The 24,509-nt window shown below is 74.1% G+C and carries 15 protein-coding genes; 6 read left to right on the forward strand and 9 right to left on the reverse strand.

The features are described from left to right. Positions 1-273: 273 nt before the first annotated feature. Positions 274-1,056 (forward strand): aldo/keto reductase, encoded by a 783-nt coding sequence (locus OO63_RS36120; protein ID WP_380833484.1) that lies wholly within the window; start codon positions 274-276, stop codon positions 1,054-1,056. 127 nt (positions 1,057-1,183) lie between these two features. Here OO63_RS36120 and OO63_RS47460 read toward each other — a convergent pair whose 3' ends face one another. Beyond that, on the reverse strand, positions 1,184-4,903 hold the full coding sequence (locus OO63_RS47460; protein ID WP_030362973.1) for an nSTAND1 domain-containing NTPase: 3,720 nt from the start codon (positions 4,901-4,903) through the stop codon (positions 1,184-1,186). A 131-nt stretch (positions 4,904-5,034) separates the two neighbouring features. Here OO63_RS47460 and OO63_RS36130 point away from each other — a divergent pair, with 131 nt between their 5' ends. Further along, positions 5,035-6,579 carry a glycosyltransferase family 39 protein gene (locus OO63_RS36130; RefSeq protein ID WP_234311426.1) on the forward strand — a complete coding sequence of 515 codons (1,545 nt, stop codon included), beginning with the start codon at positions 5,035-5,037 and terminating at the stop codon, positions 6,577-6,579. 107 nt (positions 6,580-6,686) lie between these two features. Then, the gene (locus OO63_RS36135; protein ID WP_030362975.1) at positions 6,687-7,388 is read left to right on the forward strand and encodes a bleomycin resistance protein; all 702 of its coding nucleotides are present in this window, start codon (positions 6,687-6,689) and stop codon (positions 7,386-7,388) included. Positions 7,389-7,464: 76 nt separating this feature from the next. Here OO63_RS36135 and OO63_RS36140 read toward each other — a convergent pair whose 3' ends face one another. The 4 genes from OO63_RS36140 to OO63_RS36155 all read right to left on the reverse strand — a co-directional run bounded on the left by OO63_RS36140 (position 7,465) and on the right by OO63_RS36155 (position 11,375). Beyond that, positions 7,465-8,616, reverse strand: coding sequence for a class I SAM-dependent methyltransferase (locus tag OO63_RS36140; RefSeq protein ID WP_234311427.1), 1,152 nt, complete (start codon positions 8,614-8,616; stop codon positions 7,465-7,467). Between the two features lie 145 nt (positions 8,617-8,761). Further along, positions 8,762-9,505, reverse strand: coding sequence for a class I SAM-dependent methyltransferase (locus tag OO63_RS36145; protein ID WP_030362977.1), 744 nt, complete (start codon positions 9,503-9,505; stop codon positions 8,762-8,764). Positions 9,506-9,734: 229 nt separating this feature from the next. After that, a complete protein-coding gene (locus OO63_RS36150; RefSeq protein ID WP_030362978.1) occupies positions 9,735-10,073 on the reverse strand; it encodes a 4a-hydroxytetrahydrobiopterin dehydratase in 339 nt (112 codons plus the stop codon). Between the two features lie 189 nt (positions 10,074-10,262). Continuing rightward, complete coding sequence (locus OO63_RS36155) at positions 10,263-11,375, reverse strand: ADP-ribosylglycohydrolase family protein (protein WP_030362979.1); 1,113 nt, start codon at positions 11,373-11,375, stop codon at positions 10,263-10,265. Between the two features lie 28 nt (positions 11,376-11,403). Here OO63_RS36155 and OO63_RS36160 point away from each other — a divergent pair, with 28 nt between their 5' ends. Beyond that, positions 11,404-12,291: a helix-turn-helix domain-containing protein gene (locus OO63_RS36160; protein WP_030362980.1), complete on the forward strand. Its 888-nt coding sequence runs from the start codon at positions 11,404-11,406 to the stop codon at positions 12,289-12,291. 53 nt (positions 12,292-12,344) lie between these two features. Here the strand turns inward: OO63_RS36160 and dnaK are convergent, their stop codons facing one another. Both dnaK and OO63_RS36170 read right to left on the reverse strand, forming a co-directional pair. Next, positions 12,345-14,378, reverse strand: a complete 2,034-nt coding sequence (dnaK, locus tag OO63_RS36165; protein ID WP_078619579.1) for a molecular chaperone DnaK — start codon at positions 14,376-14,378, stop codon at positions 12,345-12,347. Between the two features lie 186 nt (positions 14,379-14,564). Next, positions 14,565-14,990 carry an OsmC family peroxiredoxin gene (locus tag OO63_RS36170; RefSeq protein ID WP_030362982.1) on the reverse strand — a complete coding sequence of 142 codons (426 nt, stop codon included), beginning with the start codon at positions 14,988-14,990 and terminating at the stop codon, positions 14,565-14,567. Between the two features lie 331 nt (positions 14,991-15,321). Here OO63_RS36170 and OO63_RS36175 point away from each other — a divergent pair, with 331 nt between their 5' ends. Together OO63_RS36175 and OO63_RS36180 are read left to right on the forward strand one after the other, a co-directional pair. Then, the gene (locus OO63_RS36175) at positions 15,322-18,312 is read left to right on the forward strand and encodes a S8 family peptidase (RefSeq protein ID WP_033264789.1); all 2,991 of its coding nucleotides are present in this window, start codon (positions 15,322-15,324) and stop codon (positions 18,310-18,312) included. Positions 18,313-18,626: 314 nt separating this feature from the next. Continuing rightward, the gene (locus OO63_RS36180; RefSeq protein ID WP_030362984.1) at positions 18,627-20,258 is read left to right on the forward strand and encodes a DUF6345 domain-containing protein; all 1,632 of its coding nucleotides are present in this window, start codon (positions 18,627-18,629) and stop codon (positions 20,256-20,258) included. Positions 20,259-20,271: 13 nt separating this feature from the next. Here OO63_RS36180 and OO63_RS36185 read toward each other — a convergent pair whose 3' ends face one another. Next, the gene (locus OO63_RS36185; protein ID WP_030362985.1) at positions 20,272-21,705 is read right to left on the reverse strand and encodes an amino acid permease; all 1,434 of its coding nucleotides are present in this window, start codon (positions 21,703-21,705) and stop codon (positions 20,272-20,274) included. 84 nt (positions 21,706-21,789) lie between these two features. Continuing rightward, complete coding sequence (locus OO63_RS41795) at positions 21,790-24,066, reverse strand: phage holin family protein (protein ID WP_234311428.1); 2,277 nt, start codon at positions 24,064-24,066, stop codon at positions 21,790-21,792. Positions 24,067-24,509 lie beyond the last annotated feature (443 nt).

Here is a 24,509-nt window from a genome sequence, read left to right on the forward strand (position 1 = left end):
ACATGCCACGCATGTGCCTAGGGTGTTCACATGGATGGCCTGCGTTCAGCGACGTGCAACAGAGTTGCGTCATGGCGGGACGCGGTCAATGGTTCGGACCGATAAGGTCGGAGCTATATCTAGCCATTCTCAGGGCGCCGGACAGCGGGAACGCCACGCCAGGAATGCGGTCCGGGTCCTGATCGTTGACCATGGATGTACCACCCGACGACGTATAAGGATCGAGAGCTCGTGAGCAAGGTCCCCCCGATCATCCTGAACAACGGCATCGAGATGCCGCAGCTGGGCTTCGGTGTCTGGCAGGTGCCGGACGACGAGGCGGAGCGGGCCGTGGCGACGGCCCTGGAGTCCGGGTACCGCAGCATCGACACGGCGGCCGTCTACGAGAACGAAGTGGGCACCGGAAAGGGCATCGCCGCCTCCGGAATCGACCGCGACAAGCTCTTCGTCACGACGAAGCTCTGGAACGACAGCCAGGGGTACGACTCGACGCTGCGCGCGTTCGACGCCTCCCTGGAGAAGCTGGGCCTGGACTACGTCGATCTGTATCTGATCCACTGGCCGATGCCGTCCGCGGACACCTACATCGACACGTACAAGGCCTTCGAGAAGATCCTCGCCGACGGCCGCGCCAAGTCCATCGGCGTCTCCAACTTCCTTCCGGAGCACCTGGACCGCCTCATCGACGCCACGTCGGTGATCCCCGTCGTGAACCAGATCGAGCTGCACCCGCACCTCCAGCAGCGCGCATCCCGCGCGTACCACGGCGAGCAGGGCATCGCCACGGAGGCCTGGTCACCGCTCGGCCAGGGCAAGGGCCTCCTGGAGGTCCCGGCGATCATCGCCATCGCCCAGAAGCACGGGCGCACGCCGGCGCAGATCGTGCTCCGCTGGCACATCCAGCTCGGGAATGTGGTCATCCCCAAGTCGGTGACCCCCTCCCGCATCAAGGAGAACATCGACGTGTTCGGCTTCGAGCTCGACCCGGAGGACATGGCGGCGATCAGCGCCCTGAACGAGGACCGGCGGCTCGGCCCCGACCCGGCGGAGATGTAGTCCTGGTCGTCCTCACGGACAGGTGAGCCCAGTGGACCATCTGCGCCGGCCGTTCAGCGGCGGCGCAGGTGGTCCAGCTCTTCCCGGACCCTCGACGCCTGTCCCGTTCCCTTCCTCCCACCACCCCTCAACACGTCCGCCGATACTCCAGCGTGGGCAAATACGTCCGCCATTCGTCGCGGTCGAGACCGCCTCCGGCACGTTCGCAGGCCCGGTCGGCGGCGCGTTCCGGGGAGAGGGGGAGGGCGCGGACGGGGGTGCGGGGGGTGGTGACGCGCAGTTCGTCGCGGGTGAAGCCGAGGGCGAGGACGGGTCCTTCGGCGCCGGGGTAGGTGGCTCCGGAGAGGCGGGGGGTGTCGGTCTCCCAGAGGCGTACGGTGCCGTCTTCGCGCCCCACGGCCAGGTGCCGGCCGTCGGGCGAGAAGGCGAGGACCGGGGTGGCGCCGGTGCCCGGGCCGGCGGCGGACTCCGCGAGGACACCGAGCCTGCGGGTGCCGGACGCGTTCCACAGGGTGAGCCTGCCGTTGCCCCCGGCCACGGCGAGATGGCGGCCGTCGGGGCTGAAGGCCACGGCCGTGATCGAGATCTCGCCGCGCAGGACCCGGGTCGACGCCCCGGATCCGATGGCGATGCGTTCCCCGTTCCGGGCCAGGACGGTGCGGCCGTTCGGGGACAGGGCGCTCGGTTCGTCGCCCGCCCGCCGGTGCAGTTGCCGGGTCTGGATGCGCTCGCCGACGCTCCACGCGTCGACGTAATGGCGGTCGTTGTCGCGGTGTCCGGCCGGTGTCCCTGAGGTGACGACCGGTCCGCCGCCGTCGGGCACCAGCAGGCTCGCCACGTAGGAGGGGATGACGGCGCGTGCCGTCTCCCGGCGCCGGTCGACGCTCCATCGCCGCAGCTCGGTACCGCCGTCCGACTCGGCTGTGTACGCGAGGGTCCCGCCGTCCCGGGAGAAGGCGAAGAGCCCTGGTCGGCACTGCGCGCACGTGCGTCCGGAAAGGGACGACGTGACGGCGCCGTCCCGGGCGTCGCGCAGTTGGAACACCGTTGTCCCGCCCCGGCGCTGGGCGGCCGCGAGGCTTCGGCCGTCCTGGCTGAACGCGGCCCGCTCCAGCGGTTCGCGCAGCCGGTCGCCGCGCAGCGCGTCGCGCACGTCGAGGCTGCGCACCACTCCCCCGACCAGGTACCGGACCACGCCGTCCTTCATGTCGAGCCGGGCATCGACCGCGTCGCCCTCGACGGCGTACCGCATCAGCGGAGTGCCGGGCCGCGACGTGCGCCAGAGCGCGATCACACCGTCGCCGGTGGTCACCGCCGTGGCGCCGTCCGCGCTGAAGTCGGCCTCCCATTCGCCGTGTCCGGGCAGGTCCAACCGGGGGCGCTCCCGGGCGGGCGACAACTCCCAGGTGCGGATGCCGTCCGGGGTGTCGAAGGCGAGAGCCCGGCTGTCCGGCGTGACGGTCCACTTGCCGGCGCGGCAGGCCTGCCGCCGCACCTGCCGCGGCCACGTCACCCGGTGGCCGCGGCCGTCGGCGAGGGTGCGCACCTCCAGGGCCTCGCCGCCCGGCAGGCAGGTGAGGAGGGACCGGCCGTCGGGGGTCAGTGCCGGTAGCAGGCCGCGGTCGCTGACGGCGGCCTCGGGCCGGGCCAGGAGCCGGTGCCGCGGCACGTCCCAGACCTGGACCAGGGCCCGGTCCCGCGCTCGCAGCCTGATGACGAAGGTCCGCCCGTCCGGGCCGAGTTCGCCCTCCACATCGCCCCGGTCCCGCGGCCCGAAGGGCCTGCCGACGGCGCGGTCGCGCCGGATGTCCCACGCGAGATAGCCGCGCCCGCTGTGGAACACGGCCAGGTTTCCGTCGTCGCTGACGTCCACCAGATCCCCGAGCTTCCCGGACTCGTAGGTGGCGACGCGCCGGTCGCTCCGTGTGTCCCACACCGACACCCGCTCCTGGTCGACGGCGACGACGACCCGGCCGTCACCGCTCAGGACCGTCGGGGTGTTCAAGGAACGCCCGACGGTGGCACCCGACGCGGCGCCCCGCTCCCGCTGCACGCCCGCCGTCCGCACCGCCTCCCGCGTCTCCGGCAGGTCCGCGATCCGCCACGCCGCCACGCTCAGCCTCATCGCGGCCCTCGGGTCCGAGATCCGCAGCGTCTGCGCGATGTCCGCGACACGCCGGGCCTGCGCCTCCGCGTCCCGCCGCGCGCTGTCGCGGTTCTGCTGCCACGCGGCGACCCCCGCGACGGCCGCGAGGCACAGCAGCACGGCGAGCGCCGAGAGCAGCACGCGGGTGCGGCGCGCCGCACGTGCCTTCGTCCGTACGCCGTGCTCGTGGGCGTCGATCGCGGCGGCGAGGAACTCCCGCTCCAGGCCGGTGAGTTCACGGTCGTCGGCGAAGGCCTCGCGGGCGGCCGTGAGCCTGGTCCCCCGGTACAGCGCACCGGGATCCCGTTCCAGCTCCACCCACGCGAGCGCCGCCTCGGTCAGCGCCCGGTGCACCCGAAGGCGCTCCCGCCCCACCTCCACCCATCCGAACAGCCGCGGCCACGCGCTGATCAGCGCCTCGTGGGCGAGGTCGACCCGGGAGCCGTCGACGGTCAGCAGCCGGGCGGCGACGAGGCGTTCGAGCACGTCGCCGCAGTCAGCGGGCAGCTCCGCGCGGTCGACCGTGCGCCGGGTGTCCTGCGTGCCGTCGCCCGGCGCGACCATCCGCAGGAGCAGCGCCCGCGCCGTCGCGGCCTCGGCGGCGCCGAAACGCCCGAAGACGTCCTCGGCGGTGTGCGCGATGGCGCCGCGGACACCGCCGATCGCCTCGTACGCCGACAACGTGAGCGTCTTGCCGCTGCGCCGCCGCCAGACCTCGCGCAGCGCGTGCGCCATGAGCGGCAGGCCACCCGGCTCGTCGCCGACGTCGGCGACCATGCGCGCGGTCAACGCCCGCTCCACGACGAGGCGTTCGGCGAGAGCGGGCCGGACGATGGCCTCGCGCAGGCGTTGCGGCGGCATGGGGCCGACGAGGAGCGTGGCGTCGCGCAGGACGTCGGCGAGGGCGCCGTGCTCGGCGCACCGGCCGTAGAAGTCGGCGCGGACGGCGAGGACGACGCGCAGCCGGCTGCCCGGGTCGCGGGCGGCGAGCAACTGGCCGAGGAACCGGTCGCGTTCGGCCCGGTCGTGGCAGAGCGAGAAGACCTCCTCGAACTGGTCGACGACGAGGAGGGTGTCGCCCACGCCGACGGCGGGCTCGAAGAGGGCACGGTGGGTGTGGGCGGGCCGCTCGCCAGGGGTGAGGACGCGGATCGCGGCGAGCGGCAGCGGGGGTGAGGGCGGGGCGGACTCAGGGCTCTCGTCCGGCGCCCTCGCAGGCTCCCGCAGCGCCGGAATCAGCCCCGCCCGCAGCAGCGACGACTTGCCGCTGCCGGACGCGCCGACGACCGCCGTGACGCGGTGGCGCCCGGCGAGGTCGAGGAGTTCGCCGACGAGGTCGTCGCGGCCGTGGAAGCGGGACCGGTCGTCGGGGCCGAAGCGGGCGAGGCCGGGGTAGGGGGACTCGCCGTCCTCCGGGTCGGGTTCGGCGTCGGCGGCCAGCGCCTCGTACCACCGCCGCTCCCACTTCTCCTTCTCCTCCGCGTCGCCGCCGCACGCCTCCACGTAGGCGAGCAGCACCGGCAGGGACGGAAGCCGGTCGCCCGAGGCGGCGGCCGACAGGGTGGGCGCGGAGTACGGGACGCGCTCGGCGAGGGCGCGGTAGGTGGGGCGGCCCGCCTCCGCGCGGAGCTCGCGCAGCTCGTGCGCGAACCGTTGGACGGGGCCCGCCGCGGGCTCCAGCGGCTTCTCACGACGCCCCATCGGGCCCCCTTCGCCTCCCCGTGGCACCGGCCCCCCACCGGCCGCACGCCCGTCACGCTAGCAATTGATGGGCGGCCCGGAACAGGGCTGACCATCAATCGGCAGGCGGCTGAACTCGGGCTTTCCACCCGTTGGTTCAGGTCCGGGAGCCCACCATCACCGCCGTCACCGCCGTCACCGCCACCGCCGCCGTCGAGACCACGCACCGCCGCCCACCGCCCCGCCTGCCCCCTGGACGACCACGGTCCGCGCGCCGATGGACCGTGGTCCTGCCGGGCGCCCTGCTGTCCCTCGCCCTGGGACTGTGGGGCGTCCGGCGCGGAGGATCACTGTGGCGCGACGAGGCGGTGACGTACGACATGGCGCACCGCGGACTCGGCTCCCTGTGGGGGACGCTGGGGACGGCCGACGCGGTGCACGGGCTGTACTACATGGCGATGAAGGCGCTGTTCGCCCTCTGCTCGGCCTTCGGCGACCCCGACCCGCTGCTTGTGCTGCGGCTGCCGTCGGTCCTGGCGATGGCAGCGGCGGCGGCCGGGGTCGCCCTCGTCGGGCACCGGCTCGGGGGGCCGCGTGCCGGGCTGCTGGCCGGGGTCGCCCTCGCCCTGTTGCCGTCGGCGCAGCGCTACGCGCAGGAGGGGCGTTCGTACGCGCTGGTGTGTGCGCTCGTCGTCTGGGCGACGTACGCGTGGGTGCGGGCGGCCGGTTCGGGGCGGCGCGGGCCGTGGGTCGCCTACACGGCGCTGATGCTGACGGCATGTCTGCTGCACGAGTTCGCGATCCTGGCGCTGCCCGCGCACGGCCTGGCCGTGGCCCGGACGGCCCGGCGCCCGTGGATCCTGGCCGCTTCGGTCGTGGTCGCGGGAACCGCCCCGCTGGCCTTCGTGAGCCAGGGGCAGTCGGCGCAGGTGAGTTGGCTGGAGGGTTCCTCGCTCACGGCGGGCGGCGCGGGTCTGATCGCTCTCGGGATCGTCTGCGCGGGGGCTCTGGCCCGCGTGCGCCCGCCCGCGGGGGACGGCACAGATGTCCGTTTGCTCACCGTCTCCGTCGGGCTGCTCGTCCTGCCCACCCTGCTCCTGCTCCTCGCCTCCGTGGTCAAGCCGCTCTACGTGGACCGCTACGTGCTGTACGGCAACGCCGGGCTCGCGCTGCTCGTGGGGGCCGCGCTGGACCGGGCCGCGCGCGGCACCCGCCCCCGTGTCGTCGCCGTCGCCGTGACGGCCGCCGCCGTGGTGCTCGCGCTGCTGCCCGCGTCGGCCGCCCTGCGGACACCGCAGAGCCGCATCGACGACGCGGCGGCCATCGCACGGGCGGTGCGCGAGGCCGGGGCGTCCGGCGACGGCCTGCTGTACGCACCGCTGCGGCGCAGGGCCTGGACGCTGCCGTACGCCGGGGCCACCGCCGGCCTGGGCGACCTGGCTCTCGCGCGCGGCCCGGCGGCGTCGCGCACGCTCTACGGCACCGAGGTGTCCGTCGGCGTCCTGCGCGCGCGGATGCTGGAACGGACCCGCATCGTGGTGGCGGGCGACCCGAATGATCCTCCCGAAGGGTCGGCGGACGCCACCGGGCACGAAGCGGTGAAGCGGGAGGTCCTGGACGCCGCCTTCGAGGTCTGCCGCACCTGGCACCCCCGAGGCGCCCGGGTGACCCTCTACGCCCGCCCCGGCCACTGCTGAGACCCGGCCACCCGGACATCACCCCTCACTACACCCACTCCGCCCACTCCGCCCACTCCCCCCACTCCCCCCACTCCCCCTATTCAACTTTGACTAGACTGGCCCGCATGGCTGAGAAAACCATCCCCCTGCTGCCCTGCGTCACCGTCCAGCCGATCGTCGACTTCTACACCGCCCTGGGGTTCGAGACGACCTACCTCCAGAAGAGCCCGTACGCGTACGCCGTCGTCGAACGCGGCACCGTGGAGCTGCAGTTCTTCGGCATGAAGCAGTACGACCCGGCCGAGTCGATCTCCGGCTGCTACATCCTCACGGACGACGTGGACTCCCTGCACACCGCGTTCCGCGCGGGGCTCAAGGCCGCGTACGGGAAGATCCCGAGCCGGGGCCTTCCGCGCATCGGGCCGCTCAAGGACATGTCGTACGGAGTGCGGCAGTTCCTGATGACCGACCCGGCGGGGAACAGCATCCGCGTCGGCCAGCAGATCAGCGAGGACCAGGCGCACCGGCCCGCGCCGAAGGAGACCTTCGCGCGGGCCCTGCACCTCGCGGACCTCTTCGTCGACTCCAAGGAGGATCTCGCGGGCGCCGCCAAGGTCATCGACCGCGCCCTCGCCCTGACCGACGAACGGCCCACGCCCACGCAGCACCTGCGGCTCCTGGTGCTGCGCGGGGACATCGCCCAGCGGCTCGGCGAGGACGCGCTCGCGGGGCAGCTCCTGGAGCGGGCCGCCGGGGTCGAGCTGACGGCGGCGGAGCGGTCGGAGGTGCGGGACGCGTTGGTGCGGTTGGAGGAGTTGCGGGGGTGACCCCCGGAGGGTGAGGGGGCGAGGGGTGCCTCCGGTACCCCTCGCCCGCCCCAGGGTCACCCGCCCCCGGAGGGCCTCACACCTCCCGGACCGCCACGTGCACCGTGTGCGCCGTCAGCAGGAACAGGTCGGCGCGGCGGTGCAGGCTCTCGGGGTCCGCCGGGTCGAGGAGGCGGTCGAGGGTGGCGCGGTCGTCGGCGTCGAGGATCGGGTTCTCGGCGTCGGCGGCGAAGTCGCGGTAGCGGCCGAACGTGGTGATGACGTGGTCCCGGGCCGCGTCCGGCAGCGGCGCGGGCAGGTCGACGAGGAAGCTGCGCGTCGCCACATGGCGCAGGCCGGCCGCCGTCAGCAGCGCGGCCCAGTCCTCCGTCGCCTCCTTCGCGCCCGGCAGGTCGGCCCGCATCCGCGCGAACCACTCCTCGTTGGCCGCGTCCAGGCGGGCCTGGAGGCCGGGGCGGCCGATGCCGAAGTCGCGCGGGAGGCTGCGCGGCGCGAGGCCCCCTTCGAGGATCGCGAGCGTGCCGCCCGGCGCGAGCCGGTCCGCGAGCGCCGTCAGAGCGGCCACCTGGTCGCCCACGTGGTGCACGGAACGGGCCGCCCAGATGAGGTCGGCGGGCGGCAACTCGCCCAGGCCGCCCGGGAGTTCCGCGCGGTGCGTGCGCACCCGGTCCGCGAGGCCGAGCCGCGCCGCGCGCTCCACCGTGCGCGCGAGCAGGGCCTCCTCGGGGTCCGCCGCGATGACCTGCGCCGCCGGGAACACCTCGGCGAACAGGCAGGTGACGACGCCCGGGCCGCTGCCCGCGTCGACGATCAGGGACGGGTCGCCGACGGCCGGACCCCCGTCGGCCGAACCCTCGTCGGCGGAGGCCGCGTCGGCAGGACCTCCGTCGGCAGCGGGGCGGCCGCCCTCGCGTCCCGCGCGCAGGTCGCGCAGCCAGGCCGCAACCTCACGGTAGACGGGGGCCGTGACCTCCGCGTTCTGCTCGAGCACGGGCGCCATGACGGCCCAGTCGATGTCGGTGTGCCCGTGGCTGTGCCCATGACCATGGCCATGCCCGCCCCCGTGGCCATGCCCCTCGCCGTGCCCGTGACCGCCACCGTGGCCGCCACCGCGTTCGACCCCGCGCCCCTGCTCCGCGTCCGCCCCGTGCGCCGCACCCTCGTGCTCCGCCACCGTCATCGCCGCCTCTCCTGCGCTCTCGCCGCTACCGCACCCGTTCGTGGTCACGTCGCCAGCCTGCGCCCTCCCCTCCGGATACGGCCAGCCGTGTTGCCGTTCCGGCAAAGAGGGGCCTGGGTGGCGGCCCGACCCCGGGGGGCCTGTGCCGCCGACCGCGGAGCGAAGGTGCGCGGGCGTTGTCGGCGCCCGCCCCTCAGCTCAGCGGCTTGCGGAACGCCTGGAGTGCGAACTCCGGGTCGGGGCGCCGGACTTCCTGGTCCGGGAGCTCCGCGAGGCGGCGCGCGAAGCGGTCCGCCAGGGCGCTGTCCGGCGGGACACTCGTGAACCAGCCCCGGCGCAGGTCCTCGACCGTGCTGCGGGGGCTGCGGCCCTGGCCGTGGCCCCGGAAGCGGGCCCCGCCCGCCCGGGTGAGGCCGTACGCGGCCGCGTACTGCCCGACGCGGGCGGCCCCGTCCACCGGCGACCGGACCGGGCGGCCCGCGAGCGCCGCGTCGATGTCGCTGCCCACGTTGTGCGAGGCGGCCTTGTCCACGGTGGTGACGAGGACCCCGCCGGGCCGGAGCACCCGCGCGCACTCCCCGACGACGGCCGCCGCCTCGTCCGGGTCGGACAGCAGGTGCAGCAGCCACACCGCGGTCGCCGCGTCGAACGCGCCGTCGCGGAACGGCAGCCGGCGGCTGTCCCCGAGCACGACGGCGCCGGGAACCCGGTCGGCCGCCATCCGGGCCATGCCGTACGCCGCGTCCACGCCCACCACCCGCAGCCCCGGCTCCGCCGCGAGGCGCCGCGTCACCAGGCCCGTGCCACAGGCCACGTCGAGCAGCGTGCCCGTCCCCGGCGGCAGCAGCGAGAGCACCGCGTCGGCGGCGGCCACGGCCCGTGGCTCACCCCCGCGCGACGCGTCGTACCGCACCGCCTCCTTGCCGTAGTCGAGCATCAGGCACCCGCTCCGCACCTCGCGCGGCCCCTGCCGGGCCCCGGGCCCGGCGGACGGCTTCCCGCCGGCCGCGAACCGGGTGGGCGCCGCATGGCCGTGACGGCCCCGGGCGCCACGGTCCGGGCCGTCCCGGGCGCCACGGCCCAGGCCGCCCCCGGCCCCACGGCCCCGACCGACCCGGCAGCCCGCGCCGTCCCGCCCCGCCCCGTCGCGTCCCGCACCGTTCCGCTCATTCCGCTCCGTGGCCCGTCGCCAGCGCCTCGACCCTGCGGGCCAGTTCGAAGTCGAGGTCGGTGAGGGCGCCGCCCGCGCTGTGGGTGTTCACGGCGAGGTTCACGGTGTTGTAGCCGAGGGTCAGCTCGGCGTGGTGGCCGAGCTCCTCCTGGACCTGGGAGACGTGCACGACGAACGCGGTCGCCGCGAAGTGCGAGGGGAGGCCGTAGGCGCGGGTGAGCTTCACCTCGGCGGCGGAGTCGCCGGCCGCGGTGGGGGCCGACGTGAGCGACCAGCCGGGAAGCTCCGCGAGCCGGTCCTCGATCTCCTTCTGCGACAGCGGTTCGAGAGCCATGGCCGCGCTCCTTCCTGCGTTTGTGCGGGTGTGGACCCTGTCGTGCCAGCGTGCCACAGGACCTGCCGCGCGGAGCGCCGACGGCGCGCCTCTTCGGACCGCCGCCGCGCACATCCGGCCGCGCCGACACCGCCCCCGCCGCGCACATCCGGCCGCGACGACACCACCCCCGCCCCGCCCGGCGGCCCCTCACCGCCGGGCGCACTCCCCCGCCAGGTCGTCCGCCACCGCCGCGATCACCGCGCGTCCCTCGGTCAACCGCACCCACTCCTCCGGCAGTTCGTGGTCGCCGCGCAGCGCCCCGAGAAGGTTGCCGCAGACGGATCCGGTGGAGTCGCTGTCGCCCGAGTGGTTCACGGCGAGGAGCAGCGCGTCCTCGACGCCGGGGCAGGCGAGGGCGGCGTACACGCCGATGGCCAGGGCCTCCTCGGCGACCCAGCCCTCGCCCAGGGACGCGACGCGCTCCGCGCTCGGCTCGCCCGCGGCGGCCAGGTCGACGGCGGCGGTCAGGGCCGTGGACGTCTCCTCGTGCCCGGGGTAGCGGGCGAGCAGCCGCAGGGTGCGCAGGACGGCGCCCTCCAGGGAGTCGCCCTCGACGAGGCGCGCGACGATCGCGGCGAGCGCGCCCGCCGCGTAGTAGCCCGTCGGGTGGCCGTGGGTGATCTGGGCGCAGCGCGCGGCGAGTTCGAAGGCGCGGTCGGCGGGTGCGCGGGTGAGGCCGAAGGGCGCCGAGCGCATCACGGTGCCGCACCCCTTGGACTCGGGGTTGACGCGGCCGTGCGGGCCGAGCTCCAGGGCGGGGTCGGGCGCGTACCCCTGCGCCACTCCGCTCAGGCAGGCGTTGCCGGGGGCCCGCTGGGCGTACAGCCAGGCCTGGGAGCTGAGGTCGGCGGGGTGCGGGGGTTCCTGCGGGGTGTCCGAAGGGGCGGCGCCCGGCTTCGGCCGGGGCTCCGGGCCCGGCTTGTGCTGGGTGTCCAGCCAGCGCAGATACGCCTGCTGCACCAGCCTCGGCGCCGCGCCCCCGATGCCCTTGCGGCGCTCGCGGGCGTGCGCGGTCCGCAGGGCCTCGGCGGTGAACAGCGTCATCTGGGTGTCGTCGCTGATCCGGCTGACACCCGCCGCGTCGACCACCGGTGCCCGCAGTCCGCGCGGGCCGTGCGCGGCGCGGATGGCGTCGAGGGAGCTGAACTCGACCGTGTACCCGAGCGCGTCACCGACCGCGCCGCCGAGCAGACAGCCCCGCACCCGGGCCCGGTACGCGGCGGTCGCCTCCCACGACAGCGGGTCCCACGGATTCGTCATGCGCTCCTCCTCGATTACCGTCTTTGCCATGCCAACTGTCGCGCCTCGCCCCCGGAACAGTGAAGTCGGCCCCCAGAACGCCCGGCCCGCCCGCGCCAAGGGCCCACGCTCCGCCGCGCCGTCCGGTGCGGCCGAGCCGTCCGAGGTGGGCGCGCTGCTGCGCGCCTGGCGCGAGGAGCGGCGCGTCAGCCAGCTGGATCTGGCCCTGCGCGCGGACTCCTCCGCGCGCCACATCAGCTTCGTGGAGACGGGCCGCGCCAAGCCCAGCGAGGACTTCGTCCTGAAGCTCGCCGAGCACCTGGACGTGCCCGTGCGCGAACGCAACGCGCTGCTGCTCGCCGCCGGGTACGCGCCCCGCTTCAAGCAGACGCCCCTGGACGACCCGTCGATGGCCACGCTGCGCGCCGGTCTCGAACAGCTCCTTCAGGGCTACGAGCCGTATCCGGCGCTGGTCGTCGACGCCACGTACCAGGTGGTCGCCGCGAACAGCGGCATCGCGATGCTCCTCGACAGCATCCCCGAGGATCTGCTCGAAGAGCCTCCGAACGCGATGCGGCTCGTCCTGCACCCGCGCGGCCTCGCCCCGCGGATCCGCAATCTGCGGGAGTGGCGCGAGCACCTGCTGCACCAGATGGGGCGGCAGATCGCCCTGCACCGGTCGGCGGAGCTGAAGGCGCTGTACGACGAGGTGGCGGCGTACCCCGTGGCCGATCCCGGCGAGGACGCGGCCGCCGACGGGCAGGTGGCGCCCTTCGCGCTGCCGCTCAGGATCGAGCACGAGGGCCGGACGCTGTCCTTCGTGTCGTCGATCTCCACGTTCAACACGCCGATGGACGTGACCGTCGCCGAGCTGGCCATCGAGACCCTGCTCCCGGCCGACCCGGCGACGGTCAAGTACCTCCAGTCGAAGGCGTAGCCCGGGGGCGCCGGGCACCCCCGGGCATCCCGGCCGCCCGGTGCCGGTCGCCGTCAGGTCCGGGGCGGCGGCTGCTCGTCCGTGCCGCCGCCCTGCCCCGGGCCACCGGCCCGGCCGGGACCACTGCTCTGTCCCGTGCCGTCGCCCACCCGCTGCCCGCCCTCCGGTTCGTCCTCCACGATCTCCGCCTCGACGACGCCCTCGTCGGCGCCGCCCCGGGCCCCGGCCCCGGCGTCCCCCGGCCCGGCGGCGTCGCCCTGCGGCGGGGCGTCCTGCGCTCCGCCGCCGCTCTGCGGACCGGCCTGAGCGCCCTGGTTCGCCTGCGCGGCCGCGTACATGGCCTGCCCCATCCGCTGGCTGACGGCGGCGAGCTTCTCCGCCGCCGCCCGGATGGCGAGGGTGTCGTCGCCGGTGAGCAGGGGCCTCAACTCGGCCGCCGCGGCCTCCACTTCGGCCTTGGTGTCGGCGGGGATGCGCCCGTCCTCGCCGCCGTTGTCCCGCAGGAACCGCTCGGTCTGGTAGAGGAGCTGCTCGGCCTGGTTGCGGGTCTCGGCGGCCTCCCGGCGCTTCCTGTCCTCCTCGGCGTGCGCCTCCGCCTCCCGGACCATGCGGTCGATGTCGTCCTTGGGCAGCGCCGAGCCGCCGGTGACGGTCATGCGCTGCTCGCGCCCGGTGGCCTCGTCCTTCGCGGAGACGTGCATGATGCCGTTGGCGTCGATGTCGAAGGTGACCTCGATCTTCGGCACGCCCCGGGGCGCGGGCGGCAGGCCCGTGAGGTCGAAGACGCCGAGCTTCTTGTTGTACGCGGCGATCTCGCGCTCGCCCTGGAAGACCTGGATGCCGACCGAGGGCTGGTTGTCCTCGGCGGTGGAGAAGGTCTCCGAACGCCGGGTGGGGATGGTGGTGTTGCGCTCGATGAGCTTGGTCATGATGCCGCCCTTGGTCTCGATGCCGAGGGACAGCGGCGTCACGTCGAGCAGCAGGACGTCCTTCACGTCGCCGCGGATCACACCCGCCTGGAGGGTCGCGCCGAGGGCCACGACCTCGTCGGGGTTGACGCCCTTGTGCGGGTCCCTGCCGGTGAGTTCCCTGACCAGGTCGCCGACGGCGGGCATCCGCGTGGAGCCGCCGACGAGGATGACGTGGTCGACGGCGGCGAGCTCGACGCCCGCGTCCTTGACGGCCTGGTCGAAGGGGCGCTTGCAGCGGTCGAGGAGGTCGGCGGTCAGCTCCTGGAACTGGGCCCGGGTGAGCTTCTCGGCGAGGTGCAGGGGGCCGTCCGCGGACGCGGTGACGTAGGGCAGGTTGATGTCGGTCTCGCTGGACGAGGACAGCTCGATCTTCGCCTTCTCGGCGCCCTCGCGCAGGCGCTGCAGGGCCATCTTGTCCTTGCCGAGGTCGATGCCGTGCGCGTTCTTGAACTGCCGTACGAGGTGCTCGACGATCCGCTGGTCCCAGTCGTCGCCGCCGAGCTGGGTGTCGCCGTTGGTGGCCTTGACCTCGATGACGCCGTCGCCCATCTCCAGGAGCGACACGTCGAAGGTGCCGCCGCCGAGGTCGAAGACGAGGACGGTCTGGTCGTCGCCCTTGTCGAGGCCGTAGGCGAGGGCGGCGGCCGTCGGCTCGTTGATGATCCGCAGGACCTTCAGGCCGGCGATCTCCCCGGCCTCCTTGGTGGCCTGGCGCTGGGCGTCGTCGAAGTATGCGGGCACGGTGATCACCGCGTCGGTGACGTCCTCGCCGAGGTAGGACTCGGCGTCCCGCTTGAGTTTCTGCAGCACGCGGGCGGAGAGTTCCTGGGCGGTGTAGCGGGTGCCGTCGATCGTGGCGCCGGAGCCGCTCTCCGGGAAGCGCCAGCTCCCGTCGCCCATGTGGCGTTTGACGGAGCGGGCGGTGCGCTCCACGTTGGTGACCGCCTGGCGCTTGGCGACCTCGCCGACGAGGACGTCGCCGCTCTTGGCGAAGGCGACGACCGACGGAGTGGTGCGGGCTCCCTCCGCGTTCGCGATGACGGTTGGCTCGCCGCCCTCCAGGACGGCCACCACCGAGTTCGTCGTACCGAGATCGATCCCGACCGCACGTGCCATGTCCAACAACCCCTTCCGACGCGGCGCTACTTCACCCTCCAGCACAAAACTTGAGCGGGCCATTGTCAATGCCGCGTACGGGGGCGGGGTGTGCGGGTGGGCCGCTGCGCGCGGCGCCGGGGGCCGGACAGGGCGAAGCCGCCGACCGATGGTCCGGTCGGCGGCTTCGCCGCGGTGGTGCGGGGCTCAGGCCAGCTTGGCGTCGAGCGTGATCGTCGTACCCGTGAGCGCCGCGCTGACCGGGCAGTTCTTCTTGGCGTCCTCGGCCGCCGCGACGAACGCGGCCTCGTCGAGCCCGGGCACCTCGCCCTCGACGGTGAGGTGGATGCCGGTGATGCCGGTGCCCGGCTGGAAGGTCACGTCGGCGGACGTGACGAGCTTGGTGGGCGGGGTGCCCGCGCCGGTGAGGCCGTGGGAGAGAGCCATGGAGAAGCAGCTCGAGTGCGCGGCGGCGATGAGCTCCTCGGGGCTGGTCTTGCCGTTCGCCTGCTCGGCGCGGGACGGCCAGGAGACGGCCTGCTGCCCGATGCCCGAGGAGTCGAAGGTCACGGTGCCGGAGCCCTCGGTCAGGCTGCCTTCCCAGACCGTGTGTGCGGAGCGCGTGGTAGCCACGATGCCAAATCCCTTCGGTGAAGTTCCTTGGGGTCCATCCGATCACACTCCGGGGCCCGTCCGCGCGTCGGGCGGCCGCGCGCGGCCGAAGGGGGGAGGGGCCGGTCCGGGGCCGCCCCGGTCGCCCCGGCCGCGCCATGCAACGCGATGGCCTCAACCGTGCGTCTGAAGAGGTGAGTTGGGGCGCACGACCGAGCGCCTCGGCCAGGACGCGACGATCGCGAGGGACACGTTGCACCATCACACCGAGGGAACGACGGCAACACGAGGGGCGGGCGGGACGCCCCGGCGGCGAAGAGCGTACGCGGCGGCCGTCGCCGCGGCGGCGGCCGTGGCGCTGGCGGCGGGCCTGACCGGCCCGGCGACGGCGGACGCGGGCCCCGCGCCGGACGGCCGGGTCACCGGCACGGCCGCCACCGACCGGGGCCAGGGCCCGACCGCCGTGCAGCCGGGCCCGGGGCACCGCCTCACCCTGGTCACCGGCGACCGCGTCACCGTGGACGCCGCGGGGCGGCTCACCGGCTTCCGGCCCGCGAAGGGGCGCGAGCACATCCCCGTGCGCACCCGCGCCTTCGCCGGGCACACCCTGGTCCTGCCGTACGACGCGCAGCGGCTCATCACCGCGGGCAAGGTCGACCAGCGCCTGTTCGACGTCACGGAGCTGAGCCGGAAGGTGAACCGCGAGGCCCAGCGGAACGGCCTGAAGCTCATCGTCGGCTATCGGGGCACCGCGGCCCGCGACGCCCGCGCCGGGGTGCGCGCGGCCGGTGACACCACGGTCCGCCGCTCCTTCACCTCGCTGAACGCGGACGCCGTGACGACGCCGGAGCGGGACGCGGCGGCGCTGTGGACGGCGCTCACCGACGAGCGGGGCGGAGCGGCCTCCGGGGTCGACCGGCTGTGGCTGGACGGCACCCGCCGGGTGAGCCTGGACAAGTCCGTGCGGCAGATCGGCGCCCCGAAGGCGTGGGAGGCCGGGTACGACGGCAAGGGTGTGAAGATCGCCGTCCTGGACACGGGCGTCGACGCCACCCACCCCGACCTGAAGGAACAGGTCGTCGGGGCCAAGAACTTCACGCCGTCGCCGGACAGCAAGGACCGGTACGGGCACGGCACGCACGTCGCGTCGGTCGCGGCGGGCACGGGCGCCAAGAACGCCGCGTACAAGGGCGTGGCGCCCGGCGCCAAGATCCTCAACGGCAAGGTGCTCGGGGACGACGGCAGGGGCAGCGACTCCGAGATCATCGCGGGCATCGACTGGGCCGTCGCGCAGGGCGCCGACGTGGTGAACATGAGCCTCGGCGGGGGCGACACGCCCGGCGTCGACCCGATGGAGGCCGCGATCAACAAGGTCTCCGCCGAGAAGGGCGTCCTGTTCGCCGTCGCGGCGGGCAACGCCGGCGATCCGGGGTCCGTCAACTCTCCGGGCAGCGCGGAGGCGGCGCTGACCGTGGGCGCGGTCGACGACAACGACAAGCTCGCGGACTTCTCCAGCCAGGGCCCGCGCGTCGGCGACGGCGCGATCAAGCCCGACGTGACCGCGCCCGGCGTCGACATCACGGCGGCCGCCGCGCCCGGCAGCGAGATCGAGAAGGAGGTCGGCCAGAAGCCCGAGGGCTATCTGACGATCTCCGGTACGTCGATGGCGACCCCGCACGCCGCGGGCGCCGCCGCCCTCCTCAAGCAGCAGCACCCCGTCCCCGCGGGCGGGACGGCCGCCGTCGACCTGACCACCGACACGCGCCTCGGCGGGACGGTCGACGGCGCCTACTCCGCGTACGTGGTGGCGAGCGGCGGCGGCCAGAGCGTCCGCACGGCCGCCGCGGTGCAGCGCGAGGTCGAGTCGTACGACGTGACGCTGAAGTCGATCGGCCGTGACGGGCGGCCCGCGCGGCACCACGAGACGATGCTGGCGGCGATCACCGGCGCCGACACCGGCACGAACCTCTTCCCGTACGACCCGTCCGGGACGGTCAAGGTCCGTGTGGCCAAGGGGAGTTACCTTCTGGACTCCGCGGTCTACGTCGATCCGCAGAACGGGGACAAGGGCGTCGACTGGCTGGTCCAGCCCAAGCTGACCGTCGACAAGACGACGACGGTCACGCTCGACGCCCGCAAGGCCAAGGCGGTCGACATCACCGTCCCGGACCGGAGCGCGAAGCTCGCCTTCATGGACGCGCGCTACATGTACGAGGGCTACGAGATGGGCGCCCTGCGCGTCAGCGCCTTCCAGAGCATGCGCACCGCGCACCTCGGCCCGGCGGTGCCCAGTGGCCTCGCGCAGCAGTGGCTCGGCACCTGGCAGAAGGGCGCCGACACCGCGTACGAGACGCTCCTCGGCGGCAAGGTGACCAAGCTCGCCACCGGCTACGTCAAGCACCTCAAGCCCGCCGACTTCGCGACCGTGAAGGTGCGGATGGGGGCGTCGTCGGCGAACAAGACGGGCGGCCTGAGCGCGGCGGGATATCTCCCGGAGGCGGGCGGCATCTCCATGATCCCGCCGGTGCAGAAGCTGCCGCGCACCAAGACGCTGCACCTGTCGGCGCTCGGCAAGGTGACCTGGGACCTCGGCTTCGAGCAGTACGGCGGCGTGGACGAGGAGGGCAACCCGCTCATCGAGAGCTACTACCGGTTCCCGGAGCCGCGCGCCTTCACGGCGGGGCGCAGCTATCAGGAGTCGTTCGGCGTCGGCGTGTTCGGCCCGCGCGTCGGCTCGGGCGCGGGGGTGTTCCGCGACGGCTCGAAGCTGTACGGCGACCTGCCGCTGTTCGCCGACGGGAAGGGCAACGTCGGCTGGACCGATCTGACGTCGGCGAAGACGGAGCTGTACCGCGACGGCACGAGGATCGGCGCCAACGAGGACCCGCTCTCGGGCGAGGACGGGGCCTTCGAGGTTCCGGACACGGACGCCGAATACCGGCTGACCACTTCCGTGAAGCGCTCGGCGTCCCTCTCGGCGGCGTCCACCCGCGTCGACGCCTCCTGGACGTTCCGCTCCCGGCGGGGCGGCCCGAGGGAACTCCCGGTGTCCACCGCCCGGTTCGCGCCCGTGCTCGACCTGACCAGCCGGGCACCCGCGGGCGAGAAGCAGCGGATGCCGGTGACCGTGCAGGGCGCGGCGGCCGGGGCGAACCTGAAGTCGCTGCACGTCTACGCCAGTTACGACAGCGGCAGGACCTGGAAGGAGCTGAAGGTCACCGACGGCCGCGTCACCGTGAAGAACCCCGCCGCGGGCAAGGCCGTCTCCTTCCGCGCCAAGATCGCCGACAGGAAGGGCAACAAGTCGACCTTGTCGGTCCACCACGCGTACTACGGCAAGTAGCACCAAGGGTGTTCGAGAGGGCCGCGCTGGTGCGCGGGGTGCGGTACGAACAGTGAGGCACCGTCGCGCGTTCCGTGCCGGGCGCCGACCCCCCTCGGACACCCGGCGCTGTACCACCCCACGCGCCCCCGCCACCGGGGCGCGTGGGGCCCGCGGCATGGGCGGTACGCGGTACCTATGGCCGGAATGGCAACTGGGCAAGGCCCCCGCCCGGTGACACTTTTAGGCCCCCTCGACCGTGCGGACTCAGCCACGTGACGGCTGCGCGGCGCAGGCGCCGGGGCACATCGGGGAGATCACTCAGGGGGTTAGGCATGCGCATGATCTACACGGACCGCGGTCCGTCGCCGCTCGAGCCCGACAAGCCCGGCGCCGCCGGAGACCGGGACTCGACGTTCCACTGGTGGGGCGCGTTCAGCATCGAGAAGTTCGCCACCGCGTCGCCGCTGTTCTACACCCACGAGGACGCCACCGGCTGGCTGGCGTACCTCCAGCAGTTCTACGACCGGAACTTCTGGTTCGCCGACGGGGGCGTGCAGGTCTGGGCGTACGAGGAGACGTACGACAACTGGCAGGACCGCTACGGGATGGACGCGGTGTGCGCCGTGTACCACTCGGGCCACGGCGACATGGACGGCAACGGCGTCTTCCACGCGCCCATGGGCGCGGCCTGGGACGGGCGCACCACGGCGACCTCCAACCGGATGGCGCTCGGCAACGAGAAGGTCCGGTACATCTTCTGGTCGACCTGCTTCTCGCTGCGGGTCCTCGCCGGGCACTCCCCGATCCGCACCTGGGCCGGGCCGAACCTCGGCTTCCGGATGCTCTTCGGCTTCGAGACCACCAGCATCGACCACCCGGACTACGGCCGGAAGTTCTGGGACAAGTGGCGGTCCGGGCAGACGTACTGCGACGCCTGGCTGAACGCGAGCTGGGACATCCACAAGGGCCAGGCCCCGTCCGTGTGCGCGGTCGGCGCCACCCAGGCCGAGGCCGTGAACCGGCTCAACACGGAGCGGAACTTCTACCGCGACGCCGTGCCGGACAACTGGTACGCGTGGCGCTGGTACAACGCCCGCGAGTCGCTCGCCGAGCAGCTCACCGCCGCCCCGGACAACCCGCAGGTGATCCAGCTCGCGCCGCGCGACCCCAGCTCCGAGCTGGCCGAGGCGGGACGGATCGCGAGCTTCCCGACGGCGGCCCTCGAAGAGGTGCAGGTCGAGCGGCAGGGCGTGCTCAGCGCCACCTCCGGCGACCGCGTCGCGTCCACGGGCCCGCACGCGGTGCGCTGGGTGCGGCTCGCCGAGCCCAACCACCGCAACACCACGGCGCTGCCCACCGACCGCGCCGTCGAGCTGGCGCGCGCCTTCGCCGAGCAGCACGCCGACGGCACCGAACTGGTCGTCGACAGCGTGCACGACCTGATGCAGAACTCCGGCACCAAGGACGGCTCGGAGATCGGTGCGCCGGTGTCGCTGCAGACCCACGTCACGTTCCGGCAGGCCTTCGACGGCGTCCCGGTCATCACTCCGGACCGCGGTGTGATCCGGGTCGGCCTCGACAACGACGGCACAGTCGTGCAGGCGCAGCTGTCCACGCGCACGGCCACGGGTACGACGCGCGAGGCCGGCGCCCTCGTGACGCCTCCCGGGGCCGGGGGCGCCGAGGCACCGGCCGTGCGGGATCCGCAGGAGGCGCTCGCCGCGGCCCAGGAGCGGCTGCTCGCCGAGCTGGCGGTCCGGGGCACGCCCGAGGACGGCGACTACCCGGCGGCGGTCGGACGCGCACAGCGGCCCGAGATCAGGGACGTGCCCGGCACGCTCCAGGTCGGCTACGAGGTCGAGGGCAACGAGGCCTACCTCGCGGCCCGCAAGCTCGTCGAGATCGGTCCGCGGGACAGCGGCTACCGGACGCAGCGCTGGGTGATCGCGCCGCTGGCGAGGTAGCGGGGAGCGTGCGCTAACGGGTGGCGGTCCGCTGCTTGCGGGCCGCCATCCACGCGTACACGAGGACCCCCACGAAGAGGAACAGCACGCCCTGGTAGACGGCCGCGTACCCGGCGCCCGCGACCAGCCACATCGAGAAGCCGAACGCGAGCGCGGCGAGGACCGCGTCGCGCACGAGGCGGCCCCGGTGCACGCGCTCGCCCTGCCCGGAGGCGAGGAAGTAGATCTGCGCGGCGGTGGCGAGGAGGTACGGCACGGTGGCGGTGAACGTGGTGACGAGCACGAGGACTTCGAAGACGCCCGCCGAACCGGCCGTGTAGTTGTAGACCGTGAGCAGCGAGGCGAGGACGACGGTGACGAGGACGCCGACGGTCGGCACACCGCGCCGCTTGCGGGCGAACGCGCTCGGGAAGAGGCCGTCGCGCGCGGCGGCGTACGGCGTCTGGGCGCTCAGGAGCGTCCACCCGTTGAGGGCGCCGACCATCGACACGAGCGCGGCGAGCGCCACGGCCGTGCCGCCCCAGGAGCCGCCGAACATGACGTTCACGGCGTCCGAGAACGGCGCCGTGGACGCCACCAGCTTGTCGTGCGCGACGGTCCCGAACACGGCGAGGGTGCCGAGGAGGTAGACGAGGGCGGCGCCGAGGGTGCCGAGGACGGTGGCGCGCCCGACGTTGCGCCGGGGGTCGCGCACCTCACCGGCGCTGACGGCGGCGGACTCCACGCCGAGGTACGAGAAGAGCAGGATCGCGGCGGACGCCGACACCGCGCCGACGGGGCTCTCGTCGCCCGCCTGGAAAGGCCCGAGGTTCGCGCTGTCGAAGAAGAACAGACCGCCGAAGGCGACGAGCAGCAGCGGCAGGAACTTCAGGACGGTGGCGACCAGTTGGACGGCGCCGACATAGCGGGTCCCGGCGAAGTTGGCGAGCGCGGGAAACAGTTGCAGCGTCAGCGCGGCGAGGCACGCGGACCACTTGTGGTCCGCGACCGGTATCAGCACGTCGAGATAGCCGACGGCGGCGACGGCGAGCGCCGCGTTCGACACCCACGTCGTGATCCAGTACGACCAGGCGGCGAGGAACCCCGCGAAGTCGCCGAACGCGGCACGCGCGTACACATACGGCCCGCCGGTGCGCGGGTCACGGCTCGCGAGCCGCCCGAAGACCAGCGCCAGACAGATCGCGCCCGCCGTGAGGACGGCGAACGCGACGAGGCTGATGGTGCCGAACGGCGCGACGGAGGCGGGCAGCAGGAAGATGCCGCCGCCGATGATGTTCCCCATGACGAGGCAGGTGGCGACGGGAAGCCCGAAGCGGCGGGCGTGCCTGTCACTGCCGTGGGTGTCGCCGCCGCGCGGGGACGGCGCCCCGTCCTGGCCCTGCGCGGCCGGAAGTTCCCCCAGGTCAGGGGCCGGAGCCGACGAGGAAACGGTTCCGGTGTCGTGCATGGGGTGGTGCGCCTCTCGTTGTGCCGTGCGCCCGGGATCGCCGGGGGCCCGCCCATGGTCGGGCACGGCACACGCTCCGCAAAATCAAGAGGTTTTGTCCTGTACGGCGTGGTCGGCGGCCGGAAAAGCTGTGGGAGGCGGGGCCTGGCGGAGGCAATCGTCCGCAGCGGCGACGGGGGCGCTGAGCTGGGAGGCGTCGGCTTCGGCCGCCGTGGCCCGCACCCGCGCCCCGTGCCCGCACTCCTCCTCCCGCCAGCGCCGCAGCACAGCGTGCACGGCCTCCGCGCCGACGAGTTCACCGCCGTCCGGGGCGGCCGGGGACAGCGCGAGCGGGGACAGCAGAAACGGGCGGGACTGGGCGCCGCCGAGCCCGCCGTGGGAGCCGATCTGCTCCTCGAAGGCGAGGACTTCGCCGTCCTCGGGGTCGTACCAGGAGTTGACCATGATGTCGGCGGTGTGCGGGAAGGAGTCGGTGCGGCGCACCGCGTCGGCGGCGCCGGGCCCGAAGTCGTCGAGGGGGCCGAGCCTTTCGGGATCGTCGTGGCCGTCGAGGTCGTCGAGGTCGTCCAGGCGAACCTCTGCGCCGCGCGCCCCAAGCACCAGCGGCCCGTGCTCCTCACTCCGGACCAGGACGAAGCCGACGCCAGGATGGTTGGCGAGGGTCGGCAGGAGCGCCGGGTGGCGGCGGTCGATCTCCTCGCGGGTCATGCGGTGGGGCACGTCGGGGAAGGACACGAGGCCGAGGTTGCCGGAGGCGAGGACGATCGGCTCGGCGCGGCGGCCGGGACGGTGCTCGCCCGCGCCCTCCTCGACGGGGCGGCGCAGCGCGGCGCGGACCGCCGAACGGGCCTCGGCACCGCTGTGCGTACGCCCCGCCCTGCGGGGCACGGGCAGCCCGCACCCGGCCCGCACCAGGTCGGCGAGGGACAGGCCGTAGCGGGCGCGGAAGGTCTCGCCCGGGCTCTGGCCGTGGTCGGACAGCAGCACGATGCGGTAGAGCCGGGGCGCGTGGTCGGCGACCTGCTCGATCAGGGCGAGGGAGCGGTCCAGGCGGCGCAGGACCCGCTCGGCGTCGCCGCTGGTGGGGCCCGAGTGGTGGGCGACCTCGTCGTACGCGACGAGGTCGGCGTAGACGGCGGCGCGCCCGGCGAGCATGTCGCCGATGACGGCGGCGACGACCACGTCGCGCTCCACGACGGTGGCGAAGGCCCGGATGAAGGGGTAGAGCCCGCCGCGGCTCACCCGGGGCCGTCGTCTGCACAGCCGGGCCCGGGTGGACTCGCCGATCTCACGGCCGACCTCGGCGACGAAGGAGAGGGCGGTGCGGACCGCGTTCGCGGGGTCGGAGAAGTACGCGAAGTACCCGGCGCGGGAGCGGTTCCGCTTGCCGCGCCGCGCGGCCATCGACAGGACGAGGGCGAGCTGGTCGGCGCCCCCGCTGAACAGGTTCCCGCGGCTCGCCCCGTCCTCGGCGAGCAGCCCCGGGTCACCGGTGCGGGCGACGGCACGGCGCTGCAGCTCCACGGCGGAGGCCGGGCGGTTGGACACCATGACCTCGCCGGTGTCCTTCTCGTACCAGCGGAAGGCGGGAACGTCGAAGTTGCTGCCGTGCAGGATGGCGAGCTGGCTGGCCCCGGTCTGACTGGACCAGTCGGTGCGCCAGGGGGTGAGGCGGTGGGTGGGGGGTGGGGCGGCGGTGGGGGTGCGGTCGCGGGGCGGGCGGGTGCCGGTGAGACTCCCGGAGCCGGAGCCGGAGCCGGAGCCGGAGCCAGTGCCGGAGCCGGAGCCGGTGCCGGTGCCAGTTCCGCTCTCGCTCTCGCTCCCTCTCCCGGCTTTCGCTGCGCTCTCGCCGAGCCAGCGGGCGACGGTGGGCATGAGGCCCTTGCGGACGGCGTCCTGGAGGACGTCGTGGCCGACGCCGTCGAGCTGGAGGAAGAGGATGCCCGGGGTACTGGGGCCGTGGGCGCCGTGGGCGCGGCGGCGTCTTCGGTCGGCGAGACGGTACAGGCGGCGGCGGTAGGCGTCGTCGTCGCGGACCGCGAGGGCGCCGCCGGTCGCGGAGGCGACGGCCGACATCACGGCGGCGACGACCACGGCCGTCTCGGCGTTCGCGTCGCCGCGGCCGTCGGGGATGAGGCGCAGGGCGAGCAGGAGCAGGGAGCCGTTGAGGAAGAAGTTGAGCAGGCCGAGGACCAGGGCGGGTACGAGGAGCAGCGCGCGCACGAGCAGCGGCCACACCAGGGCCGACAGGAGGCCGAAGGCGCCCGCGCCGAGGGCCGCGGTGATCGCGATGCGGGTGGCGCTGTCGCCGTCGTCCGACTGGAGCTTGAAGTCCGGGAGGATGCCGGCGAGGGCGAGCATCGTGACCGTGCTCACCGCCCACACGGCGATCACGCGCCACAGTGCGCGTCCCACTGCCCGCCATCGCCCATCGCGCACCGCGTCTGCCCACCCTCACGTGCGTTGACCTTGCCCCCAGCGTGTCACAGGCCGTGGGCCTCGACCGGACTCACCGCCCGCGCCCCGACGCGCCCGCCCGCGCCCCGGGCGGCCGCACTCCCCCCGTGCCGCCCCGCGCCTCCCCACATCCCGGGCATCCGCACTCCCGAGCCGCCGCCCTACATCCCAGGTGTCCGGACGCCCCTGTGCCGACCCACACCTCCCCACACCCTGGCGGCCGGACTCCCGCATGGCACCCACGCCTCCCCGCACCCCCGACGGCCGGACTCCCCCGTGGTGACCGCCACCCCCGAGTCCACTCCCGGCGGCAGCCCTCCCCGCCGCTGCGCGGCGTCTCCCCCACC

Origin of the sequence: Streptomyces alboflavus, from assembly GCF_000716675.1 — a bacterium.
Lineage (GTDB): Bacteria > Actinomycetota > Actinomycetes > Streptomycetales > Streptomycetaceae > Streptomyces > Streptomyces alboflavus.